Source organism: Chitinophaga sp. XS-30 (assembly GCF_008086345.1).
In the GTDB taxonomy this organism is placed as follows: Bacteria; Bacteroidota; Bacteroidia; order Chitinophagales; family Chitinophagaceae; genus Chitinophaga.
The window spans coordinates 4,306,968-4,326,449 of record NZ_CP043006.1; the positions used below are offsets into that span (position 1 = coordinate 4,306,968).

Consider the following 19,482-nt stretch of genomic DNA (forward strand, 5'->3'; position numbering starts at 1 on the left):
ACAACAATAATGCAGCGAAAACCATTACATGAAGACTGGATTGCGGTGATCATCGCATTTCTCAGCATCGGGCTGATATGCCTGGGCTTGCATCCCTCCATGCCTAAATTCAACTGGAACAGCAGCGATACCCTGATGGCGAAACTGGGCAGTTCCGACAATCTCTATCATGCCGGGGGCCTCTTCCTCTGGGTGCTCGGCAGCCTGCTGCTGGCCGGCCTGCTGAGCAGGAAACGCTTTGATGTGCGTATCGTCACGGGGCTGATCGCCGTCATGGCGATCTCCATGTTCGCGCAGGTATTCACCGGCAATGCCGTGATCAAAGACCTTGGGATAGAGATCGTATTGTTCAGCCTCCTGCTGGGGCTTTTCATCAGCAATGTGATCGGCCTGCCGGAATGGTTGCGGCCGGTGCTGCAAACGGAGCTTTTCATCAAGATCGGGCTGGTGATGCTCGGCGCGGGCATTATTTTCCAGGAGCTGGTAAAAGGCGGCGGCCTGGGCGTATTGCAATCCGTGGTAGTAGTGTTCACCGTCTGGTATTTCACGTTCTGGCTGTGCAAACAGTTCCGGCTGGATGATGAATTCAGGATGATGATCTCCAGCGCCGTGTCCATCTGCGGCGTATCCGCAGCCATCGCCACTTCAGGAGCCATTGAAGGGGATAATAAAAAACTCTCGCATGTGATCTCGCTGGTATTGATCGTGGCTATCCCCATGATGATCTTCATGCCCTATATCGCCAAATGGATGGATATGTCCCCCGCAGTGGCCGGCGCCTGGCTGGGCGGCACTATAGATACCTCCGGCGCTGTTGTGGCCGCCGGTACCATGCTTGGGGACGAAGCCCTGAAATACGCCACACTGGTGAAGTTCTCCCAGAACGTATTGCTCGGCCTCGCCGCATTCTTCATTTCCGTATGGTGGACCTATTCCAAAAAAGAGACCAACCAGCCGAAACCCGGCCTCCGCACCATCTGGGACCGCTTTCCAAAGTTCGTGCTGGGCTTCATCATCGTCTCGCTCGTTTTCTCTTTCCTCCTGCCTTCCACACTGGTAGCCTCCGTAAAAGGCAATATCAAGGACCTGCAGACCTGTTTCTTTGCCATCGCATTTGCCTGCATCGGCCTGGAAACGAAGTTCACCGACATTTTCAGGATGGAGAACGGCCGTCCGGCCATGGCCTTTATCATCGCCCAGGTTTTCAATATCCTTGTGACGCTGGGGATGGCTTACCTGGTATTTGGTCATTTGTAAGTGACAAGGGGTTGTCTCAACAGTAACCTGACGGGCTTGAGAATCGCGCAAACGAAAATTCTCTCCATCAGGCACCCGGATAAAACCGGGTGAATTACTGTTGAACACACCCCTTGCCCATTTACAGACAGATCATTGCTTCCCTTACTGATCCCACCACAATTTCTGGTTCAGGTTCGTTACCGGCGGCACATTGGCCGAGTTGCGGCTGGTTTCGGTGCTCGGGTACGCCACTCTCCGGATAAAATCAGGCAGCAGTGCGCCCACGGGCAACCCGAAGTTCATGTACTGATAGTCGAAGCGGCGTGCATCCGCCCAAGCCTCCGGGTGAAGGAACATGGCCACATACTTCTCTTTCATGATCAGCGCCAGGGTGATATTGTTCTCTCCCACCGATACCGCGGCGTTATTGATGTAAGCGGATTTCTCCGGTCCGGGAACGCCGAGTTTATCCATATGCGCGGCAATGCCGGCAAGATATGCATCATACGCATTCTTCATGCTGCCTGCACGGAAATGCGCTTCTGCCGCAATGAACTTTGCTTCCGCAAAGGTGGCGATCTGCAGGGGCGCACCGGCTTTTGAATAGAACCCGTCCAGTGAAAGATAACATTCCTCATCATCCGTTCCGGTACCGATCCTGCCCTGACCATTCGGCGTACCGCGGTAATCGCCAAACTGAGTAAGGTCTGTAATGTACGGCAGGCGCGGGTCGAGCATACCGAAGTCGGTACCATCCATCGCATTGACGAACTGCTCGCTGAGCCAGCCATCCAGTGAATTCCGGCTGTTGTTCACTGCGGCAGCATTCCAGGGGCTGAGTGTCTGGAACGCCGTCAGCTGTGCATCATGGCCGTTGCCGGTGTAGCTGGCGGAAAGAGCGGTCAGAATATTCGTGGCATTGTAGGTCGCTTTGCGGGAATAATGATTCAGCAAGCGGGCTTTAACAAGGTTCGCGGTACGCTTCCAGGCATCCAGATCGCCGCCGTGTATCAGGTCCTGCGCAGGTTTCAGCACCAGTTTGGAATCCGTTTTATTCAGCTCCGCAATACCATCGTCCAGCAGTTGCAGAGCGGCGTTATATACTTCTTCCTGAGTGTCGTACGGCGGTGTGAGGGTTTCGGGATCTGTAGAGCTAGCTACAAAAGCCTTGCTGTAGGGAATATCTCCCCAGAGATCGGTAGCCATCTGCAGGTTCATGGCCATCATGATCTGCGCTACGCCCAGATGCTGACTGGATCCCTTCGCTTTCGCCAGCGCGATCATGTCATAAAGGTCCGTCATGTTGTTGTAGAGATTATACCAGGTGGTGCCGTAATCCACTTCGTCGTACACATCGGATCCACTGGCTACACTGGGCGAGGCCAGGTGCTGCACGAAGTAGGATGTCATATTGCCGGTGCGGTACACATTATACCCGGTATTATAGCTGGTACTGGCCAGCAGGCCATCGATGGGCGGCTCTACTGCCTGGTTGGGATTGGTGTTGACGTCCAGGTAGTCCTTACAGCCCGTCATCGCCAGCAATCCGGTCAAACATAATATACTAAGGATGTTCTTTTTCATAATCAGCATGTTTAGAACGAAACATTAAGGGTGGCCAGATAGCTTCTCACAGCGGGATAGGTAAATCCTGCAAAGGCAACGGTGTTGCTGCTTGCGCTGAAGGAGCTGGATTCAGGGTCGTAGCCGGTATATTTTGTGCTCAGCCAGAGGTTATTGCCGGTGAGCGTAAGCGTCACATCCCGGAGGAACCCTGTTCCGGACACCAGCGCGGAGGGCAGTGAATAAGACAGGCTCACATTCCGCAAACGGATCCAGGAGGCGTCTTCCACAAAATTTTCCGTTACCCTGCGGTACACCGTGCGGTAATAGCCCTCATTGTAGTTCCGGCCTTCATGGATATCCTGCCCGAGGTACACCGGAATATTATTAGGCGTGCCATCTGCAAATACCCCATTGAAAGTAGTGACGGTATTACGGTTCTCTGTGAATTTAGCAATGCCGAAGGCGGCCATGAAATTCGAGAACTGGTTGTATTTCTCCACACCCTGGCGGGTATCGAACATAAAGGAAAGATTGAACTGTTTGTAGCGCAGGTTATTGGTAATGCTGCCGATCCATTTGGGCAAGCCGTTGCCCAGGTATTTCTGACCGGCATTGTACACGGGGAAACCGCGGAGGTCGCCTGTCTGTGCGATCAGCAATGGCCTGCTGTGATCGATCATAATGCTTTCATCCCTGTCTGACCCGAAGTAGCGGCTGTAATGTGAACCGAAAATAGCACCTGCGGGATACCCGACGATATACTTCTGGGTAGCGGTGGAGCCGGTGTATCCAAAGTGGGTATTGACCACGATCTCATCCATCCCTTCGCGGATCGCCAGTACTTTGTTGCGATTGGCGGAGTAGTTGACCCGCACATCCCAGCTGAAATTCCGCGTAGATACGGGAGTGCCGTTCAGCGACAGCTCTACGCCCTTGTTACCAATAGAACCGGCATTAGTATAGAACTGTTCCGAACCGCTCGGCAACGGCAGGTACACCGGGATCAGGAGATCTTTGCTTTTAGAGGTGTACCAGGTGAAGTCCACTCCTATCCTGTTCTTCAGGAACTTCAGTTCCACGCCGGTTTCAAAGGAGGTAGTGAACTCCGGCTTCAGGTTGGGATCGCCCAGCAGGTCCTGCCGCGTCCAGCCGATGACACTGCCGATGGGTGTGGCCAGCGTACCATACCCGGCCGCTGTTTTGTAAGGCTGGGCATCCTTGCCTATCCTTGCCCATGATGCCCGCAGTTTACCATAGTCCAGCCAGGATGTTTTCAGATGCTCGGAAAAGATGTAACCGAGACTGGCGGATGGATAAAAGAAAGAGCGGTTTTCCATGGGCAGTGAAGAAGACCAGTCGTTACGCCCGGTAAGGGAAAGGTATAACCAGTCGTCCCAGGACAGGGTCCAGTCCCCGAAAAGGCCGATGATGCGGTAGTCTTCCAGGTATTGCGATCCTCTTACCAGCTTGGCGTTCTGCAGCACGAACAGCGTCGGGATGTCCAGCGTATCGCCGGTGGTAGAGGTACGTTTCAGTTTATTATCATACAGGTCGTGCCCAACCTTCAGATCGGAATGCAGCTTTGACGTGATCTTGTTTTTAAAGTTCAGCATCAGGGTGGAGTTCAGGATACGGTTATTGAGATTGTACTCATTGATAAAACCGAACCTGTTATCGCCATAGACCAGCTCATCCGGCACACCCAGGCGACCGGGTGCGGTATGGGTACGGGCATCGTTATACCAGTCCGCACCAATGCGGTAGTTGATATCAAGCCAGCTTACGGGAGAATACACAAAATTGGTGCTGGCGATGATGCGGTTCACATTGTCTTCGAACTGGTTGGAATACAGGCCGTATATGGGATTGCTGGTGGTGCCGTAGGAAAGCATGGTGCCGTCCGGCTTCAGGAAATCCTTCACATCGTGCGCAGGCGCCCAATAGGTCAGCTGCTCATTAAAACGGTCTGCATTGGCGCGCAGCCCCCCGGAGTTGATATAGTTGAGCGTAGCATTCAGCCGGAATTGCGGACTGAAGCGCAACTCTCCGTTCACACGGGCGGAATAGTTCTTGTAATCGGAAAAAGGCATGACGCCATCCTGGTTGAACTGTGAAAAAGACGCTGCGAACAATGCCTTTTCCGTTCCGCCGCTGAGATTGATGGAGTTCCTGAACTGGCTGCCCTGTTCATAACCGCGTTTGTAATGATGAAACAGCTTTGCCGGATGGTCCGGGTCCAGCTGACGGGCCTCGTCCACTGTAGGGCCCCAGGTAGGCCAGAAATTGACGGGATCGTAAACGCCTTTGAAACCCTGGGTGTAGGTGGACTGGACATCGGGAAATTTGTTCACTTCATCGATGCCGTAGGAGCTGGTATAACTGATACGCACCTGTCCCGCTTTGCCGGATTTGGTAGTGATCACCACCGCGCCTCCGGCCGCGCGGAGGCCATACAAGGCTGTGGCAGCGCCACCGCGGAGGATGGAGATGCTTTCGATGTCGTCTGGATTGATGTCGCTGGCGCGGTTGCCCATACCACGGATGCTGTTGGGATCGCCGGTAGTGTAAGTGCTGTTGTCCATCGGCACGCCGTCTATGACAAAGAGCGCCTGAGCGCTGCGGCCGGCATCGAGGGAGTTGATGCCGCGGATGACGATGCTGGCACCCTGGCCCGGCGCTCCGCCGCCTGCGGAGATCTGTACGCCCGCCACTTTGCCCTGCAGGGCATTGACGACATTGCTTTGCCGGGCGGTCACCAGTTCCTCGCCGCTAACATCCTGCACGGCATAACCGAGGGCGCGCTTTTCCCGGCGGATACCCAGCGCGGTCACTACTACACCCTCCAGGTTGCGGGTGTCCAGCTCCAGCTGCACGTTCAGCGTACCTGCACCTGACGGCAGCTCTTTGGTGAGGTACCCGACATAACTGAAAACAATAATGGCATCGGCGCTGTTTACCGTGATCCGGTAATTGCCTGATGCATCTGTGGTGGTACCGGTGGAAGTACCTTTGACCTGTACGGTCACTCCGGGTAGCGGAGCATCATTTTCGCTGGCTGTTACTTTTCCCGAAACAGTGCGTTGCTGCGCAAACAACAGTTGGGGCAAAAGCAGGCAGCACGTTACGATCAAATGGTAGAATCGTTTCATGTGCAGAAATTTAGATACTTGGTTGCGTAATTGGGTTGCAGCCTTAATTTAACGCATCCGTACCGTACATTCTAGCACTATATTATTCCACAGCAGTAACGGTTTGACCCGTCAAGATTGTCTCGCATCGTACTTTTCCACTTTTTCCTCCATGGTCACATCGCTGTTTTTGCGTATCTGCATTTTGATGTACACGAGCACCTGTTCGGCGCCGGCATCAAAGCAAACTTCCTGGGCTTTTTTTGCTACCGCCATCAGTTCATCGTATGTTCCTTCCATCACTGTTTCAAAAGGGCATACCCGGTATTTCACACCGGAGTTGTGTATAACGGCAATGGCTTCGTCCACTACGGCATATGCCCTGTCTGAGGACACCTGGGGAACGATCTGCAGGGCGAGGTTGATGGTATGCTGATGCATGGTTATTCCGTTTTTTTTGTTTTCAATCTTACTTCGTAGAGGTCGTGACGCATGTCTTTCAATGTTTGTACGCTGCCGAATGCATGCAGTTCTTTCAGCAATACCAGGTCCACATCCGCCACCACGATCATTTCAGTATTGGGTGTGGCATCGGCCTTGATGCCGGTGACCGGGAAGGCAAAATCCGAAGGCGTGAACACGGCGGACTGGGCATATTGCAGGTCCATATTATTAACGCGCGGCAGATTGCCAACGCATCCGGCGATAGCCACATAACATTCATTTTCGATGGCACGGGCCTGGGCACAGAAACGCACACGGTTGTAGCCGTTCTGCGTGTCCGTCAGGAAAGGCACGAACAGTATCTGCATGCCCTGCTGCGCCAGGATGCGGGAAAGTTCGGGGAACTCCACATCATAGCAGATCAGGATGCCGATCTTTCCGCAATCCGTATCGAACACCCGGATGTCGCTGCCTCCTTTCATGCCCCAGGAATACACTTCGCTGGGCGTGGGATGGATCTTTGTGAAATGGTCCCAGGTACCGTCCCTGCGGCAGATGTAGCTGACGTTATACAGCTGTTCATCGATCACGATGGGCATGCTGCCGGAGATGATATTCACGTTGTAGGAAACGGCCAGGCGGGAAAATTCCTCGCGCAGCTGATCGGTGTATGTAGCGAGACCGCGAATGGCCGCCGCCGGGTCCAGCTGGTTGAACTCCAGCATCAGCGGTGCATTGAAAAATTCCGGAAATACCACGAAGTCCGCTTCATAATCGCTTACCGCATCCACAAAGAACTCCACTTGCTGCAACAGACCGGCCATACCGCTGTAGGTACGCATCTGCCATTGCACCAGGCCGATGCGGACGGTGGATTTGTTGTAGCGGATGGTATCCCTGTCTTTCTCATAATAGATATTGAACCATTGCAGCAGGGTGGCAAAACCTTTACTGGCGGCATCATTCGGCAGATAGTTGCGCAGTACTTTTTTTACGATGAAGTCGTTCGAGAACTGGAAAGTAAGCGTAGGGTCGTAGATCTCTTTGTCATGCACTTTCTCGATATATTCCCGCGGCGTCATTTTATCCGAGAATTTCTCGTAGTTCGGGATGCGGCCACCGGCAACGATGCCTTCCAGGTTGAGATGTTCGCACAAGGCCTTCCGGGCGTCGTATAACCGGCGGGCAAGGCGTTTGCCGCGGAAATCCGGGTTCACAAACACTTCAATACCGTAGAGCGTGTCTCCTTTGGGGTTATGGGTATTGAAGGTGTAGTAGCCGGTGATCTGTTCGTAAGTGTGATCGTCACCGAATTTTTCATAGTCCACGATGATCGCCAGGGCGCAGCCCACTACTTTCCCGTTAACGGTCACGGCTATCTGTCCCTCCGGGAAAAGGTCTATCAGCCGCTGGATGGTGCCCTCGCGCCAGTAGTTCCCCGGCATATCCGAGTATGCGGATACCATGGACTCTTTCAGATCTAAGTAATCTTCCGCCGTCAGGAGGCGGACATCTATTGTTTCTTCTGCCATTCTACGCTGTTTAAAAAAGATAAAACATGTTGTACAGCGTAAAAGTTAAGTAAAAAAGGTGAATCAGGGAGATTTCACTTTGGTGGCCAGGCAATTGTATTCATCCAGCGCCTGGAAAGTGAAGTCTCCCAGGGAAGCCAGCTTGTCGTTGACCGTATTGTCGTTCTCATATCTTTCGAAGATGATGCGGAGGTTGGCGGCCTCGCTGATGAAGTTCCGCGCGCCTTCCAGCACTTCGGTTTCCATCCCTTCCACATCCAGTTTTACGATGATATTGCCGGCGGGCTCCAGCTGGATCCGGGAGATCAGGTCATCGAGCCTTTCTATGCGAATATCCCCTTCGCCACTCTCCCGGTCGATATAACTGGAACTGGTCACGGTTTGCATGATGTTGAACTTCACGTTTTCCGTTTTGCTGCCGAGGCCGCAATTGAAGACGGTGATGCGGTCTCCCAGTTCATTCAGGCTGATATTGGTATGGATCGCTTCATAGTTCACCGGTTCAAAAGCGATGCATTTTACGCCTTTGCGGGCCAGCCATATGCTGTATTCACCAATGCAGGCGCCGATATCCATGAATACATCCAGGTTGCCGTTATCCGTTTCCCGCTTCAGGTAGTCACGGATCTTTTTCTCATAGGCGTAGTTCACGAACTGAAAATCCGTTGTGCCGCTTCTGATGCGGAATTTCCCCAATGCGCTGGTAGCGTCCCAGCATTCATGGGTGGGCTTGTTGAAGAATACGAAACGAAGCGAGGCGCGGAGTGATTTCCAGTCGGCATAGCGGATGTACTCGCTGAAATAGCCGAGGTATTTGCCATATTTGGCAAGATTTGTCCATGAGGGGTAGTATGCTTTGTCTTTCATGACCTTGAGATGTGAACGTGAAACGATCAGGTCATTCAGAGGAAATGGTAAAGGGAGCTGACGGGGCTTGAACAGTCTGTTGATTTCTTCAATCCAAATATAAAGAATTGTCTTTAAATTTGCTATTTCTATCAAACATTTATTAATCGCCGCCAGCAGCCACACCGGTCAATTATGATCATTCAGAACAGAGACTTTGTTATTATCGGCCTTCAGCAATGGTACACCCCAATAGGCAGCAACTGTAAAAATATTGCTCTTCAGCTTGCCAGGCATAACCGGGTATTATACGTCAACTCCCCGCTGGACAGAAAAACGATCCTGCAGTCGAAAAATGACCCCAATGTCGTGTATCATCTCCGCGCCATAAAAGGCGAAGTGCCGGATATTGTGCCCATTGGTGAAAATCTCTGGAACCTTTATCCATCCTCGATCCTGGAGTCGATCAACTGGATACCGTTCACATCGGTATTTTCCTGGTTCAACAGGCAGAACAACAAAAAATTCGCTGCGGACATCCGGCTGGCTATCAATAAAATGGGGTTCAGGGATGTGATCATTTTCAATGATAATGACATGTTCCGTGGATTTCACATGAAAGCGCTGCTGAAGCCGGAAACCTATGTGTATTACAGCCGGGATTACCTGCTTGGCGTGGATTACTGGAAAAAGCACGGCAGCCGTCTGGAGCCGCAGCATATTGCCGGGGCGGATGTGGCAGTAGCCAATTCACTCTACCTGGCCGATATGTTAAAGCAGTACAATCCCCGCAGTTACTATGTAGGCCAGGGCTGTGACCTTTCCCTTTTTAATGCTGATGAGAAGCATCCGCTTCCGGCGGACCTGGCGCATGTGCAAGGCCCGGTTATCGGCTATGTAGGCGCATTGAACACCTTGCGGCTGGATCTTCGCATCCTGGAAAATATAGCCAGGGAGCGCAGTGAATGGAGCCTTGTGCTGGTGGGGCCGGAAGACGAGGCTTTTCGCAGCAGCTCCCTCCATCAGTTGCCCAACGTACACTTCCTGGGCCGTAAGGAAGTAAATGAGCTTCCGTCCTACATCCAGGCATTTGACGTCTGCCTTAACCCCCAGTTGGTCAACCCGGTCACTATTGGCAATTACCCGTTGAAGATCGATGAATACCTGGCCATGGGTAAGCCGACCGTAGCGACCAACACTAAAACGATGAGCCTGTTCAAGGACTATGTGTATCTGGCAGATCAGCCGGAGGAATATGTTGGGTTGATAGAAAAAGCATTGCATGAAGGCCCTGATCTAAAAAAGGCAGAACGGATCCGCTTTGCCCGTTCCCATAGTTGGGAAAATTCAGTGGCAGGTATTTATGAGGCCATTCATTCATACGAATCCAGATGAGTTTCAAAGAAAAGATAAAACAGAATGCCCGGCTCAAACAACTGGCGCTTCGCCTGTTGATGCCGGAGAACCAGGCACGCCCGCGCTTGTGGGTACGCTGGTTCGTGAACCCGTTCTACCATCATAAAGGTAAAGGCTCGCTGATCCGTCGCAGGACCAGGATAGATGTGCTGCCGTTCAATCCCTTTGTGTTAGGCGCCCATTCTACGATCGAAGATTTTGCTACCGTGAACAATGGTATGGGAGGTGTCTTCATTGGAGAACATGTACGCGTGGGGATCGGTAATGTGCTGATTGGCCCGGTAAGGATCGGAAATCATGTGATCATTGCACAAAACGTTGTTATGTCAGGACTGAACCACGGCTATCAGGATCCGGATATGCCCATTTCATTGCAACCCTGCGAAACAGCAGAGATCAATATTGAAGCGGATTGCTGGATCGGTGCGAATGCCGTGATCACCGCCGGAGTCAGCATAGGAAAACATTCCGTTGTAGCAGGCGGCAGTGTAGTCACCCGGGATGTTCCCCCATTTTCCATTGTTGCCGGCAATCCCGCCAGGATCATTAAACAATTCGATCCCGGAAGCAATACCTGGAAAAAAGTCTGATTTTCACTGTTATTATCTGATCTTCAATATCTTCCTGCTCCAGCGGAAACCGTTTTCCCCGCGGAGCTCAAGGATAAAGTAGCCATTCGGCAAATTGCTGATATCTACCTGGTGCCGGGACTGGCCGCCTTCTGGATAAGTGGCAAGAGACTTCAATTCTCCATTCATATTATATACAGAGATCTGCAGTTTTCCTTCGATCCGGAAATTGATATCCACATACACCACATTAGACGCCGGCGTCGGGAATGCCGTAATTGTGTCGGCCTTCACCTGGTTATCACCCAGTACGATAACTTCAAATGCAGCGCTGCCTGTAGCTCCATCGTCATCGGTCACCGTCAGTTCAAACATATAGTTACCCGCTTCCGTCAGGTTGATGATACGCGTTGCGGAAAGGCCGGGATTGACGATGGAAACCCGGGCGGGACCGGATAATTGTTTCCAGGCATAGCCTTGTATAACCCCATCAGGATCACTGGAATTCCTGCCGTCCACTTCCACAAAATCATTGGGCAGCTGCAATTCCTTTTCATATTCCACGACCGCTACCGGTGGTTTGTTTTCAACAGGTTCACCAGGGAGAACGGTAACGGTGACCTGAGCGGAATCTTTGGCTCCATCTGAATCTGTTACCGTCAGCCTGAAAATATATACGCCTTCAACAAGGTGGGAAACGGTATTGATCGCTGCGGAGGAATTCGAGAACTGGAAACCCGAGGGGCCCGAGATCTTCGTCCATTGATATGCTGTGATCGTACCATCAGGATCACTGGAAGATGCCCCGGTCAATGTCAGGGTATTGATCGGTAATGTAATGGTCTTGTTCTCTCCAGCATTCGCTACCGGAGGTTTATTGGCAGGCAACTCCTCGGGCAGAACGGTAATGGTCACCCTGGCGGAATCTTCCATTCCCGCGGGGTCAGTCACCAGCAGTTGGAACACGTATACGCCTGCCACCATCTGGGTAACTGTATTGACAGCAGCAGCAGCATTGGAGAACTTCACATCAGACGGGCCGGTGACCTTCAGCCACCAATACGTCAGTGCATCGCCATCCGGATCGGATGAAGAAGAACCATCCAGCACAGTGGAATTTTGCGGGAGCGTAATGGTAACATTGCTGCCCGCTATAGCCTTGGGTATGTTATTTCCGCTGACATTAACAACTACGCTCACCGTTGCGGTATCAGCATCGCCGCTGTCATCTTTAACGACAAGCCTGAAATTATATACGCCACTCTGCAGGTTGCTTACTTCGGTTGAGGCTGCCGAGGGATTGGCTATATCTGCCGTGCCTCCGCTCAGTTTGGTCCAGGTGTAAGAAACGATCTCTCCGTCTTCGTCTGCAGAGGATCCCCCGTTTAGTGTTACCGTATTTTGCGGCAACGTGATGGCTATACTACTGCCGGCATCGGCTACCGGAGCTTTGTTAGGTGCCGGATTTACTTTAACGGCCACCTGGTCTGTTGCAGTCAGCCCTTCATTATCAGCAACCGTCAACTCAAAAATATAGTCGCCCGCCGCAAGACCGCTGACATTTGTTTTGGCTGATGAAGCGCTGGCGATGCTTTCCCCGGCCGGCCCGCTGACTTTTTTCCAGGCATAAGAAGCGATCTCTCCGTCTTCATCCGCAGAGGATTCCCCATTGAGTGTTATCGTATTTTGCGGTAATGTAATGGTTATATTGCTGCCGGCATCGGCTACCGGAGCTTTGTTGGGCGCAGGATTTACCTTAACGGCCACCCGGTCAGTTGCAGTCAGCCCTTCATTATCGGAAACCGTCAACTCAAAAATATAGTCGCCCGCCTCAAGGCCGCTGACATTTGTTTTGGCAGATGAAGCGCTGGCAATGCTTTCCCCGGCCGGCCCGCTGACTTTTTTCCAGGCATAGGAAGCAATACTCCCTCCGGGATCGGAAGATCCGGAGCCATCCAGTTGAATGGCGGTGACAGGGAGGGTTATCGTCATATCATTCCCTGCATCTGCAATTGGCGGTGTATTGCCAGCTGAAGTACGCTGCTCAAAAGCACCCACATCGTACTTCCCTTCCTGCGGCCGCGCTACATTATCGTAATCCGTCAGCAATTCCAGATCCTGCATATCCCTGCCAGTATTTACAGCCGGAGATTCCGCTTTCAGATGAAAATCCCCGCCTGCGGCATTTACAAGTCCCGCCGCATCCCCTGTACTGAATTGCAGATTATTGCCGGATTCCAGCAATATTGCCTGGTCTCCTCTGATATAAAGGCCTTTGGACGGATAGTCATAAGCCGTTCCGTTAACAATGCTCAGGTTATTATAAACTTTATGTGCGAGTGTGGTGCGGTAGGCAAATATCTTGACGGAATTTCTGCCAGCGTCCGTATTTGAGATCGTATTGTTATAAATGTAGGCGGTGGGGGCCGGAAAAAGCGAGGCATCCACACCAGCGGGTATTTTGTCCGATACGCTGATCCCTTCATAGGTGATATTTTCAACAACGTTATTATACACCTTGTTAACGCCGCTGCCAAAAATATTAATGCCCGGCATATAACCGCCGGACACATAATTATTATAAACGCTCACACTGCTCCCGCTGCCTATCAGCAATCCATAGCCATGAGCATCATTTTTATTCAGCCCGTAATTGACCAGCCTGTTGTTATACAATTTATTATTGCCATTCCTGGTCATGCTGATCTGAATGCCGTCACTGCCTATATTCTCCAGGTCGTTATCATATACTTCCAGGTTCTCGATCCAGTGAGACCGGAGATTGGTACAAGTACCGTCGTCCCAGAAATAATGGGTATTACCGATATAAAACCCTTCCCATTGGGCATTCCTTGCTTTAACATGGTGTATTTTGACATTCCGCATTACAAAGCTCCCTTCCAGGTATTCGGGTTTGTCGCATGACTGCAGCGTCTTGGCCTGCAGCAGAATGCCGCCATCGTGGATAAACACATGATGAATATCAAAATCAGTACTTCCGCTTCCCAACGTCATGCCAAATATCTTTGCGCCGGTCACGTTCGTACCATTCAGGTCAAAACCGTATTCCACGCCGGCGGCACCGTTTCCGGCGATCTCTATGAATTTGCAGGAGGAAAGGCTCCAGACCGAAGCGGTACCCTGGTTTTTTATGCCCAGTTTCACCAGCCCGCCGCAATTGGTGATCACTATCGGTTTCTCCTGCGTGCCCGCGAGATTGCCAAAATGAATATACTCATATTCACCGGCCGGGATACACAGCGTGTCCCCCGGGCTTACATTTAAAGTTTCCTGTACTTTGGGGTAATAAATTTCCATTCTACCGTTGGCCGAATTGGATACCGGCACCACGATCCTTTTGCCTGCAGCTACCGGCGGCGGTACCGGATCATTCGAGCCCGGCTCCCGGTCTGCGGTATATTGCAACATCCATTCGTACACATTCATCCCGTTTTCCCGGTAGTTGGGATCGTATGCCTTCGTCCATGCATCATGACCATAGGCATCAAAAATTGTGACGCGTGCCAGCGGGTTGGGTGCGGGCTGAGAAGCATTGATCATATTTACCCAATCGATAGAAAATTGGGCTTTAGTTGCCGGATTATCATCATACTTGTTGTGCAGCGCCCATACGGGGATATTGCTGGAAGCGATACTTGCAGCCAATGCCGTTGTGGGCTGGTACGCACCGCAGACAGGCACTGCCGCGGCGTATTTCACCGCATTTTCCTTGCTCTCGGATATCGCGCCCCAGGTTACGCCTCCACCCATGCTAAGGCCCGTAACATACACTCGGTTCATGTCTATCCGCAAATCCTTCGCCAGGTATTCGATCAGCCGGATGGCGTCAATAGAACCGGGCCAGGTTTTAAATTGCGGTGAGATGACAATGAAAGCATGTTGCTGACCGTTCACCGTAAAAGATTCAGGGAACTTACCCTGACTGATCAGCTTGGGGATGCCGTTTGCCAGCACCGCTGAGAGCGGTTTTCCTCCATTCTGCAATTCCCCGACGCCGTGAATAAAAACGATCACCGGATACTTCTTTGTACCGGTTTCGTATCCTGCGGGAAGATACCGGTAATACCCGGCAATATTTGATAGCGTGCTTTCGTTGAGGGTTACGGGTACCTGCTGCTGCCCTGATCCCAACAAGGGCAAGGATAGGAATAAAACTAATATATGCAGCACACGTAGTTTAGGCACGATTTTATACAACGATAATTGGTTCTTCATGGTTTTGATATGGTATGGTATCGCTCGTAAAACTAAAACTGGAAACTTTCGATTGCATATGAATTTGATTCAATAAAATCAATAAGTAATATGCATCTATACAAAGAAAACAAAATTTCAGTAACAAATAGTAAAAAAATAGAATATTTATTATATCTATTCATAAAGTATTGGGAAATTACATACATATAAAACTATTTATCAAATAGTTATTCAGAAAAAAGAAACCCCGATTTTATAAGAATTCACGTAAAATTATATTTACTTTGCGCAGGCAAAATTACCTGCCCGCCCCTTGCTGTCTTCTTTTTATGAAAGATTTATTTCTTTAATGTGACCAGTTGTTTTAAAATGAGCCATGGCTTTTAAGTTTTTATCAGTTTTCAATAACAGGCATTTTCACTCACTGACAGGCAACCTGGTTACCGCCTTCTTTAATGTTTTATCCTTTGCATTATTAGTCAGGATATTATCACTGGATGCATTCGGAGAATGGGTGATCTTCCTCGGTACGTATAATGTGCTGGACCAGGTACGCACGGCATTGCTGCAGTCCGGCATCATTAAATTCTACGCAGGCGTGGATGAAGATACGGCCAAACAGGTGGCTGGCGCTGCATGGTATCTCTCCCTGGTAGTGACGGCCATCTTCGTTGTGGCATCGTTCGCTGTATATTTTATCGGGTACAATTATTTTGAATCCACCTGGCATTTCTTTATCCGCTGGATCGGGCTGCTGACCTTATTTTCCCTGCCTTTCAACTTCGCAACCTGGGTGCTGCAGGCCAGCCACCGTTTCAACAAGATCGTGCATATCCGCATACTGCAGAATGGCTCTTTCCTGGCTTTCCTGATTGCCCTGTACCTGCTGGAACAGGTGTCGCTGGAAAACGTCTTGTATGCCTATGCACTGTCGTTGATACTGGCCAGTGCCTACAGCCTGGTTTTCCGGTGGACGCTTATTCGCAGCATGGCTTTCCGCACAAAAACACAGGTACTTGAACTATACCGTTTCGGCAGGCTGATCGTGGGCAGCATGCTCTCCTCTTCGCTGCTGAACTATTCGGATAACATGATCATCCGGGCCATGATCAGTCCTGCTGCCGTGGCGATTTACAGCATACCGCAGAAGTTCATGGAAGTGATAGAGATCATCCTCCGCAGCTTCGTGGCTACCGCGCAGCCAACCATTTCTGCCGCCGCCAACCGGAAGGACTGGCCGGAAGTTGCCAGGGCATTTGCACGCTACACGGGTATTGTAACGATAATGATCGTTCCGTTCATATTCCTGTTATTCATTTTTACCAAACCGCTCATCCTGATATTGGCTGAAGAGCAATACCTGAACGCCACCATACTGGTGAGGATCATCCTGCTATCGGCCATTCTTTTTCCGATCGACCGCTTTATCGGCGTTACACTGGACATGATCAACAAGCCGCAGGTGAACTTTTACAAGAACCTGCTGAAACTGATCCTCAATATCATACTGGACGTTACACTGGTGTGGGCTTACACTGATGTCAGCGCGGTGGCGGTCGCGTCTGTTCTCAACCTCATATTTGCAGTGGCGTTCGGCTACTATTTCCTCCGCAAATACATCCATATAGAATTTAAACAGATACTTGTTGCCGGCTGGCAGGATATCAAAATGCTGATCGGGAAAAAATTATTCAAATGAAAATAGCGTTCGTTATTCTTTGCCACAAAAATCCCGGGCAACTGGAGCGCCTGCTTTTACGTCTGCAGCATCCACGTATCGATTGCTACATACATCTGGATGGAAAATCCAGCCTGAGTGAATGGGAAACGAAGATCAATCTGCCCCGCGTCCGTTTCATCCGGGACAGGGTTAAAGTCACCTGGGCGGGCTACGGTACAATAGCTGCAGCTTTTAAAGGAATTGAAGCCGTACTCGCATCAGAAGAACCTTATGCGTCCATTCATCTCATCAGTGCGCAGGACTATCCACTCGTCAGTGCCGGAGAACTGTACGATTTTTTTGCGGCCAATGCCGGTAAAGAATACCTGGACATTCTCACGCCTGCCGAGCTGAAAAGGGTCATCTCCAAGATCACACAATATCATTTTGAAGATCTGCGCATACCGGGGAAATACCGGCTGACCAAGCTAGTCAATCAAATATTGCCCGCGCGCAAACACCCGCTGGGGATGGAGGTTTTTGGCGGCTCCCTCTGGTGGAGCCTCACCCGGGAGTGTGCTGCTTACTGCCTTGACTTTGTCCGCCGCCATCCTGCGCTGGTGCGTTTTTATAAATATACCTGGGGGGGAGATGAATTTATCTTTCAGACGATCATCATGAACAGTCCCTTTCGCGAACAGGTGGTGCAGGACAATCTGCGTTATATCGACTGGTCTGAAGGAAATGCCAACCCCCGGACCTTCACCATCGAGTATTACGATACTTTAATGCATTCGGGTAAGCTGCTGGCCCGGAAATTCGATCTCGACAAAGCGCCTCTGCTGCTGGACAAAATCGATGCCGCGCTGGACCATGCATAAAAAAGCCGGCAGCGTCTCCGCTATCCGGCTGAAATATCACGTTGGCATGGCGATGGCAGGAATATTACTCCGCCTTCTTCTTCCACAAGGTATTGAATCCGCCTGTAAAGCTGTAGGGAAGTATTTCCGCTACCTGGCAATCCAGCGTCTGCAGGAATTTGATCCTTTTGGAGAAAAGAGAGAAAGGGAACACATCTTCAATAAAATTGGTCTTGGCAAAGCGGATGATCTTGAAATTATTGTTTCCCGCGAGTTGCAACAGGTCACTTTTGGTAAAGAACTGAACATGGTCCAGGTTATCTGCCTGTGACTGTGCTGTAGTGCCTTTAAAGCCAAGAGCGTTCTTGATCTTGTTAATGAATTTCCAGACCCTGGGATTATTGCGGGCCTTCAGCATTGGTTTTGTAACGAACATTTCACGCGGGCCTTTGCCATTAGGTACCGTTACCACCAGCAGGCCATCGTCTTTCAACGATGCGTAGATGGTTTTGAGCAGACCACCGGGATGGTCCAGGTGTTCCAGCACTTCGCTACAGATCACGGCATCATATCTTTCGCCCTGCGCAGTCAGTGCTTCGGCGCTGATGGCCTCAAAGCGAACATTGGGGTACTTGTTGCGGGAACGCGCTACATCTATGGTCTTGTCACTGATATCTATCCCCAGCACATCATATCCAAACTGACCCAGATGGCGGCTGATCACGCCATTTCCACAACCTACGTCCAGTACACGCCCGTTTGCGGGAATTTCCTTCTGCAGGCTGTCGGTTATAAAATTCAAACGCTTGATATCGGCAATACGATCGTATTCGTAAGTAATCGCAGTTTGTGTCATATCTAAATTTAGTGTTGAAATCATGTTGTTCTTGCTTTTTGATAAACGTCTTCGATCTGTCGCGTCATCTTATCTACGCTGAAGTTTTCTCTTACCGTTGCATTGGCGTTGTTGCCAAGCTGCTGTCGTAATGAAGGGTCCTTTGCCAGCCTCACCAATGCGGCGGACAATGCTGGAATATCATTGGCTGTCACCAGCACGCCGTTCTCTTCATGTTTCACCGCTTCCCGCGTTCCATCCACATCACTGGCGACTACTGCTTTTGCCATAGCCATGGCCTCCAGCACTCCAATCGGGAATCCTTCCCACAGGGAGGGTAAGCAGTAAATATCCACTGACTGCAGCACAGCCGGCACATCCTGGCGGAACTTGTCGAATATCACCCGGTCCTCTACACCCAGGTCTTTGGCTAGCGCTACTGCATCCGCTTTCAGTTCCCCGTCCCCTATCATCAGCAAGGTCAGTTCCGGTGCATCCTTCGCCGCCATGGCCAATGCCCTGATCATATTCAGCGGGGCTTTTTGCAGGGTCATTCTGGCAATGTAACCGATCACCACCTGGCTGTCAGGTATGCCATATGCTCTTCTTACACTGTCAAATGCTTTAGAACGATCAAATTTACGCAAGTTCACGCCATTCCGGATCACCACTGCATCAAATCCGCCAAAAGCACTGATCCCGGTCTGCCGGTTGGATTCCGAAACACAGATATTCGCTTTCGTTCTGCCGGTGATAAATTTTTCAGCCGTTATACGCGCTTTTTTCATTAACGGGTTAAGCCCTTCATGAAAAGACCAGCCGTGAACGGTATAGATCACCGGCAGTTTCAGCCGGCGCGCCGGCCAGAGAATATTGGTGCCGGCTCTTGTGCCATGCATATGCACCAGGTCTATCTGCTTATCTATGATGAACTGCTTCACTTTTTTCCAGACAGCGAGATCGAATGCTTTCTCACTGGCGATCACGTGCACAGGGATATCCAGTTGCTCCAATGCGGTGATCATCGGGCCATCCGTGAAAGACAGTACTACAGGATCATATTTGGTACGGTCCAGCGTTGCGACCAGATCCAGTACATGCGTTTCTCCACCGCCGATCTTGCCCTGGCGGATAGCCTGCAAAACCTTTATTTTTCCATTCTGCTGCAT

13 protein-coding genes are annotated in these 19,482 nt (G+C 50.8%); 5 read left to right on the forward strand and 8 right to left on the reverse strand.

The annotated features are described in order from the left end of the window. The first annotated feature begins 9 nt into the window (after window positions 1–9). Window positions 10–1,257 (forward strand): YeiH family protein, encoded by a 1,248-nt coding sequence (locus tag FW415_RS17515; protein ID WP_148387653.1) that lies wholly within the window; start codon window positions 10–12, stop codon window positions 1,255–1,257. A 144-nt stretch (window positions 1,258–1,401) separates the two neighbouring features. On the opposite strand, the gene FW415_RS17520 is transcribed toward FW415_RS17515, so the two are convergent. From FW415_RS17520 to FW415_RS17540, 5 genes are all read right to left on the reverse strand, one after another. Then, entirely contained in the window at window positions 1,402–2,823 is a 1,422-nt protein-coding gene (locus FW415_RS17520; protein ID WP_148387655.1) for a SusD/RagB family nutrient-binding outer membrane lipoprotein, read from the reverse strand. Window positions 2,824–2,834: 11 nt separating this feature from the next. Continuing rightward, entirely contained in the window at window positions 2,835–5,954 is a 3,120-nt protein-coding gene (locus FW415_RS17525; RefSeq protein ID WP_148387660.1) for a SusC/RagA family TonB-linked outer membrane protein, read from the reverse strand. 111 nt (window positions 5,955–6,065) lie between these two features. Then, the gene (locus tag FW415_RS17530) at window positions 6,066–6,374 is read right to left on the reverse strand and encodes a thiamine-binding protein (RefSeq protein WP_148387662.1); all 309 of its coding nucleotides are present in this window, start codon (window positions 6,372–6,374) and stop codon (window positions 6,066–6,068) included. Window positions 6,375–6,376: 2 nt separating this feature from the next. Beyond that, window positions 6,377–7,909, reverse strand: coding sequence for a bifunctional GNAT family N-acetyltransferase/carbon-nitrogen hydrolase family protein (locus FW415_RS17535; protein ID WP_148387664.1), 1,533 nt, complete (start codon window positions 7,907–7,909; stop codon window positions 6,377–6,379). A 63-nt stretch (window positions 7,910–7,972) separates the two neighbouring features. After that, window positions 7,973–8,776, reverse strand: a complete 804-nt coding sequence (locus FW415_RS17540) for an FkbM family methyltransferase (protein ID WP_148387666.1) — start codon at window positions 8,774–8,776, stop codon at window positions 7,973–7,975. 174 nt (window positions 8,777–8,950) lie between these two features. On the opposite strand from FW415_RS17540, the gene FW415_RS17545 reads away from it, so the two are divergent. Further along, entirely contained in the window at window positions 8,951–10,150 is a 1,200-nt protein-coding gene (locus FW415_RS17545; RefSeq protein WP_168208864.1) for a glycosyltransferase, read from the forward strand. Further along, the gene (locus tag FW415_RS25635; RefSeq protein WP_148387670.1) at window positions 10,147–10,761 is read left to right on the forward strand and encodes a DapH/DapD/GlmU-related protein; all 615 of its coding nucleotides are present in this window, start codon (window positions 10,147–10,149) and stop codon (window positions 10,759–10,761) included. Before FW415_RS17545 ends, FW415_RS25635 begins: the two co-directional genes overlap by 4 nt. A 12-nt stretch (window positions 10,762–10,773) precedes the next feature. Here the strand turns inward: FW415_RS25635 and FW415_RS17555 are convergent, their stop codons facing one another. Then, the gene (locus tag FW415_RS17555) at window positions 10,774–14,895 is read right to left on the reverse strand and encodes a PKD domain-containing protein (RefSeq protein ID WP_168208865.1); all 4,122 of its coding nucleotides are present in this window, start codon (window positions 14,893–14,895) and stop codon (window positions 10,774–10,776) included. Between the two features lie 439 nt (window positions 14,896–15,334). Between FW415_RS17555 and FW415_RS17560 the strand changes: the two genes are divergently transcribed. Together FW415_RS17560 and FW415_RS17565 are read left to right on the forward strand one after the other, a co-directional pair. After that, window positions 15,335–16,657: a lipopolysaccharide biosynthesis protein gene (locus FW415_RS17560; RefSeq protein ID WP_148387675.1), complete on the forward strand. Its 1,323-nt coding sequence runs from the start codon at window positions 15,335–15,337 to the stop codon at window positions 16,655–16,657. Further along, window positions 16,654–17,499, forward strand: a complete 846-nt coding sequence (locus FW415_RS17565; RefSeq protein ID WP_148387678.1) for a beta-1,6-N-acetylglucosaminyltransferase — start codon at window positions 16,654–16,656, stop codon at window positions 17,497–17,499. Before FW415_RS17560 ends, FW415_RS17565 begins: the two co-directional genes overlap by 4 nt. A gap of 64 nt (window positions 17,500–17,563) precedes the next feature. Here FW415_RS17565 and FW415_RS17570 read toward each other — a convergent pair whose 3' ends face one another. Together FW415_RS17570 and FW415_RS17575 are read right to left on the reverse strand one after the other, a co-directional pair. Further along, on the reverse strand, window positions 17,564–18,334 hold the full coding sequence (locus FW415_RS17570) for a bifunctional 2-polyprenyl-6-hydroxyphenol methylase/3-demethylubiquinol 3-O-methyltransferase UbiG (RefSeq protein WP_168208866.1): 771 nt from the start codon (window positions 18,332–18,334) through the stop codon (window positions 17,564–17,566). 20 nt (window positions 18,335–18,354) lie between these two features. Then, window positions 18,355–19,482 carry a glycosyltransferase gene (locus FW415_RS17575; RefSeq protein WP_148387682.1) on the reverse strand — a complete coding sequence of 376 codons (1,128 nt, stop codon included), beginning with the start codon at window positions 19,480–19,482 and terminating at the stop codon, window positions 18,355–18,357.

Coding starts and splice junctions, on each gene's coding strand:
- FW415_RS17525 (WP_148387660.1), bottom strand. CDS start 5,954: ATGAAACGATTCTACCATTTGATCGTAACGTGCTGCCTGCTTTTGCCC.
- FW415_RS17520 (WP_148387655.1), bottom strand. CDS start 2,823: ATGAAAAAGAACATCCTTAGTATATTATGTTTGACCGGATTGCTGGCG.
- FW415_RS17535 (WP_148387664.1), bottom strand. CDS start 7,909: ATGGCAGAAGAAACAATAGATGTCCGCCTCCTGACGGCGGAAGATTAC.
- FW415_RS17575 (WP_148387682.1), bottom strand. CDS start 19,482: ATGCAGCAGAATGGAAAAATAAAGGTTTTGCAGGCTATCCGCCAGGGC.
- FW415_RS25635 (WP_148387670.1), top strand. CDS start 10,147: ATGAGTTTCAAAGAAAAGATAAAACAGAATGCCCGGCTCAAACAACTG.
- FW415_RS17515 (WP_148387653.1), top strand. CDS start 10: ATGCAGCGAAAACCATTACATGAAGACTGGATTGCGGTGATCATCGCA.
- FW415_RS17540 (WP_148387666.1), bottom strand. CDS start 8,776: ATGAAAGACAAAGCATACTACCCCTCATGGACAAATCTTGCCAAATAT.
- FW415_RS17545 (WP_168208864.1), top strand. CDS start 8,951: ATGATCATTCAGAACAGAGACTTTGTTATTATCGGCCTTCAGCAATGG.
- FW415_RS17565 (WP_148387678.1), top strand. CDS start 16,654: ATGAAAATAGCGTTCGTTATTCTTTGCCACAAAAATCCCGGGCAACTG.
- FW415_RS17560 (WP_148387675.1), top strand. CDS start 15,335: ATGGCTTTTAAGTTTTTATCAGTTTTCAATAACAGGCATTTTCACTCA.
- FW415_RS17570 (WP_168208866.1), bottom strand. CDS start 18,334: ATGACACAAACTGCGATTACTTACGAATACGATCGTATTGCCGATATC.
- FW415_RS17530 (WP_148387662.1), bottom strand. CDS start 6,374: ATGCATCAGCATACCATCAACCTCGCCCTGCAGATCGTTCCCCAGGTG.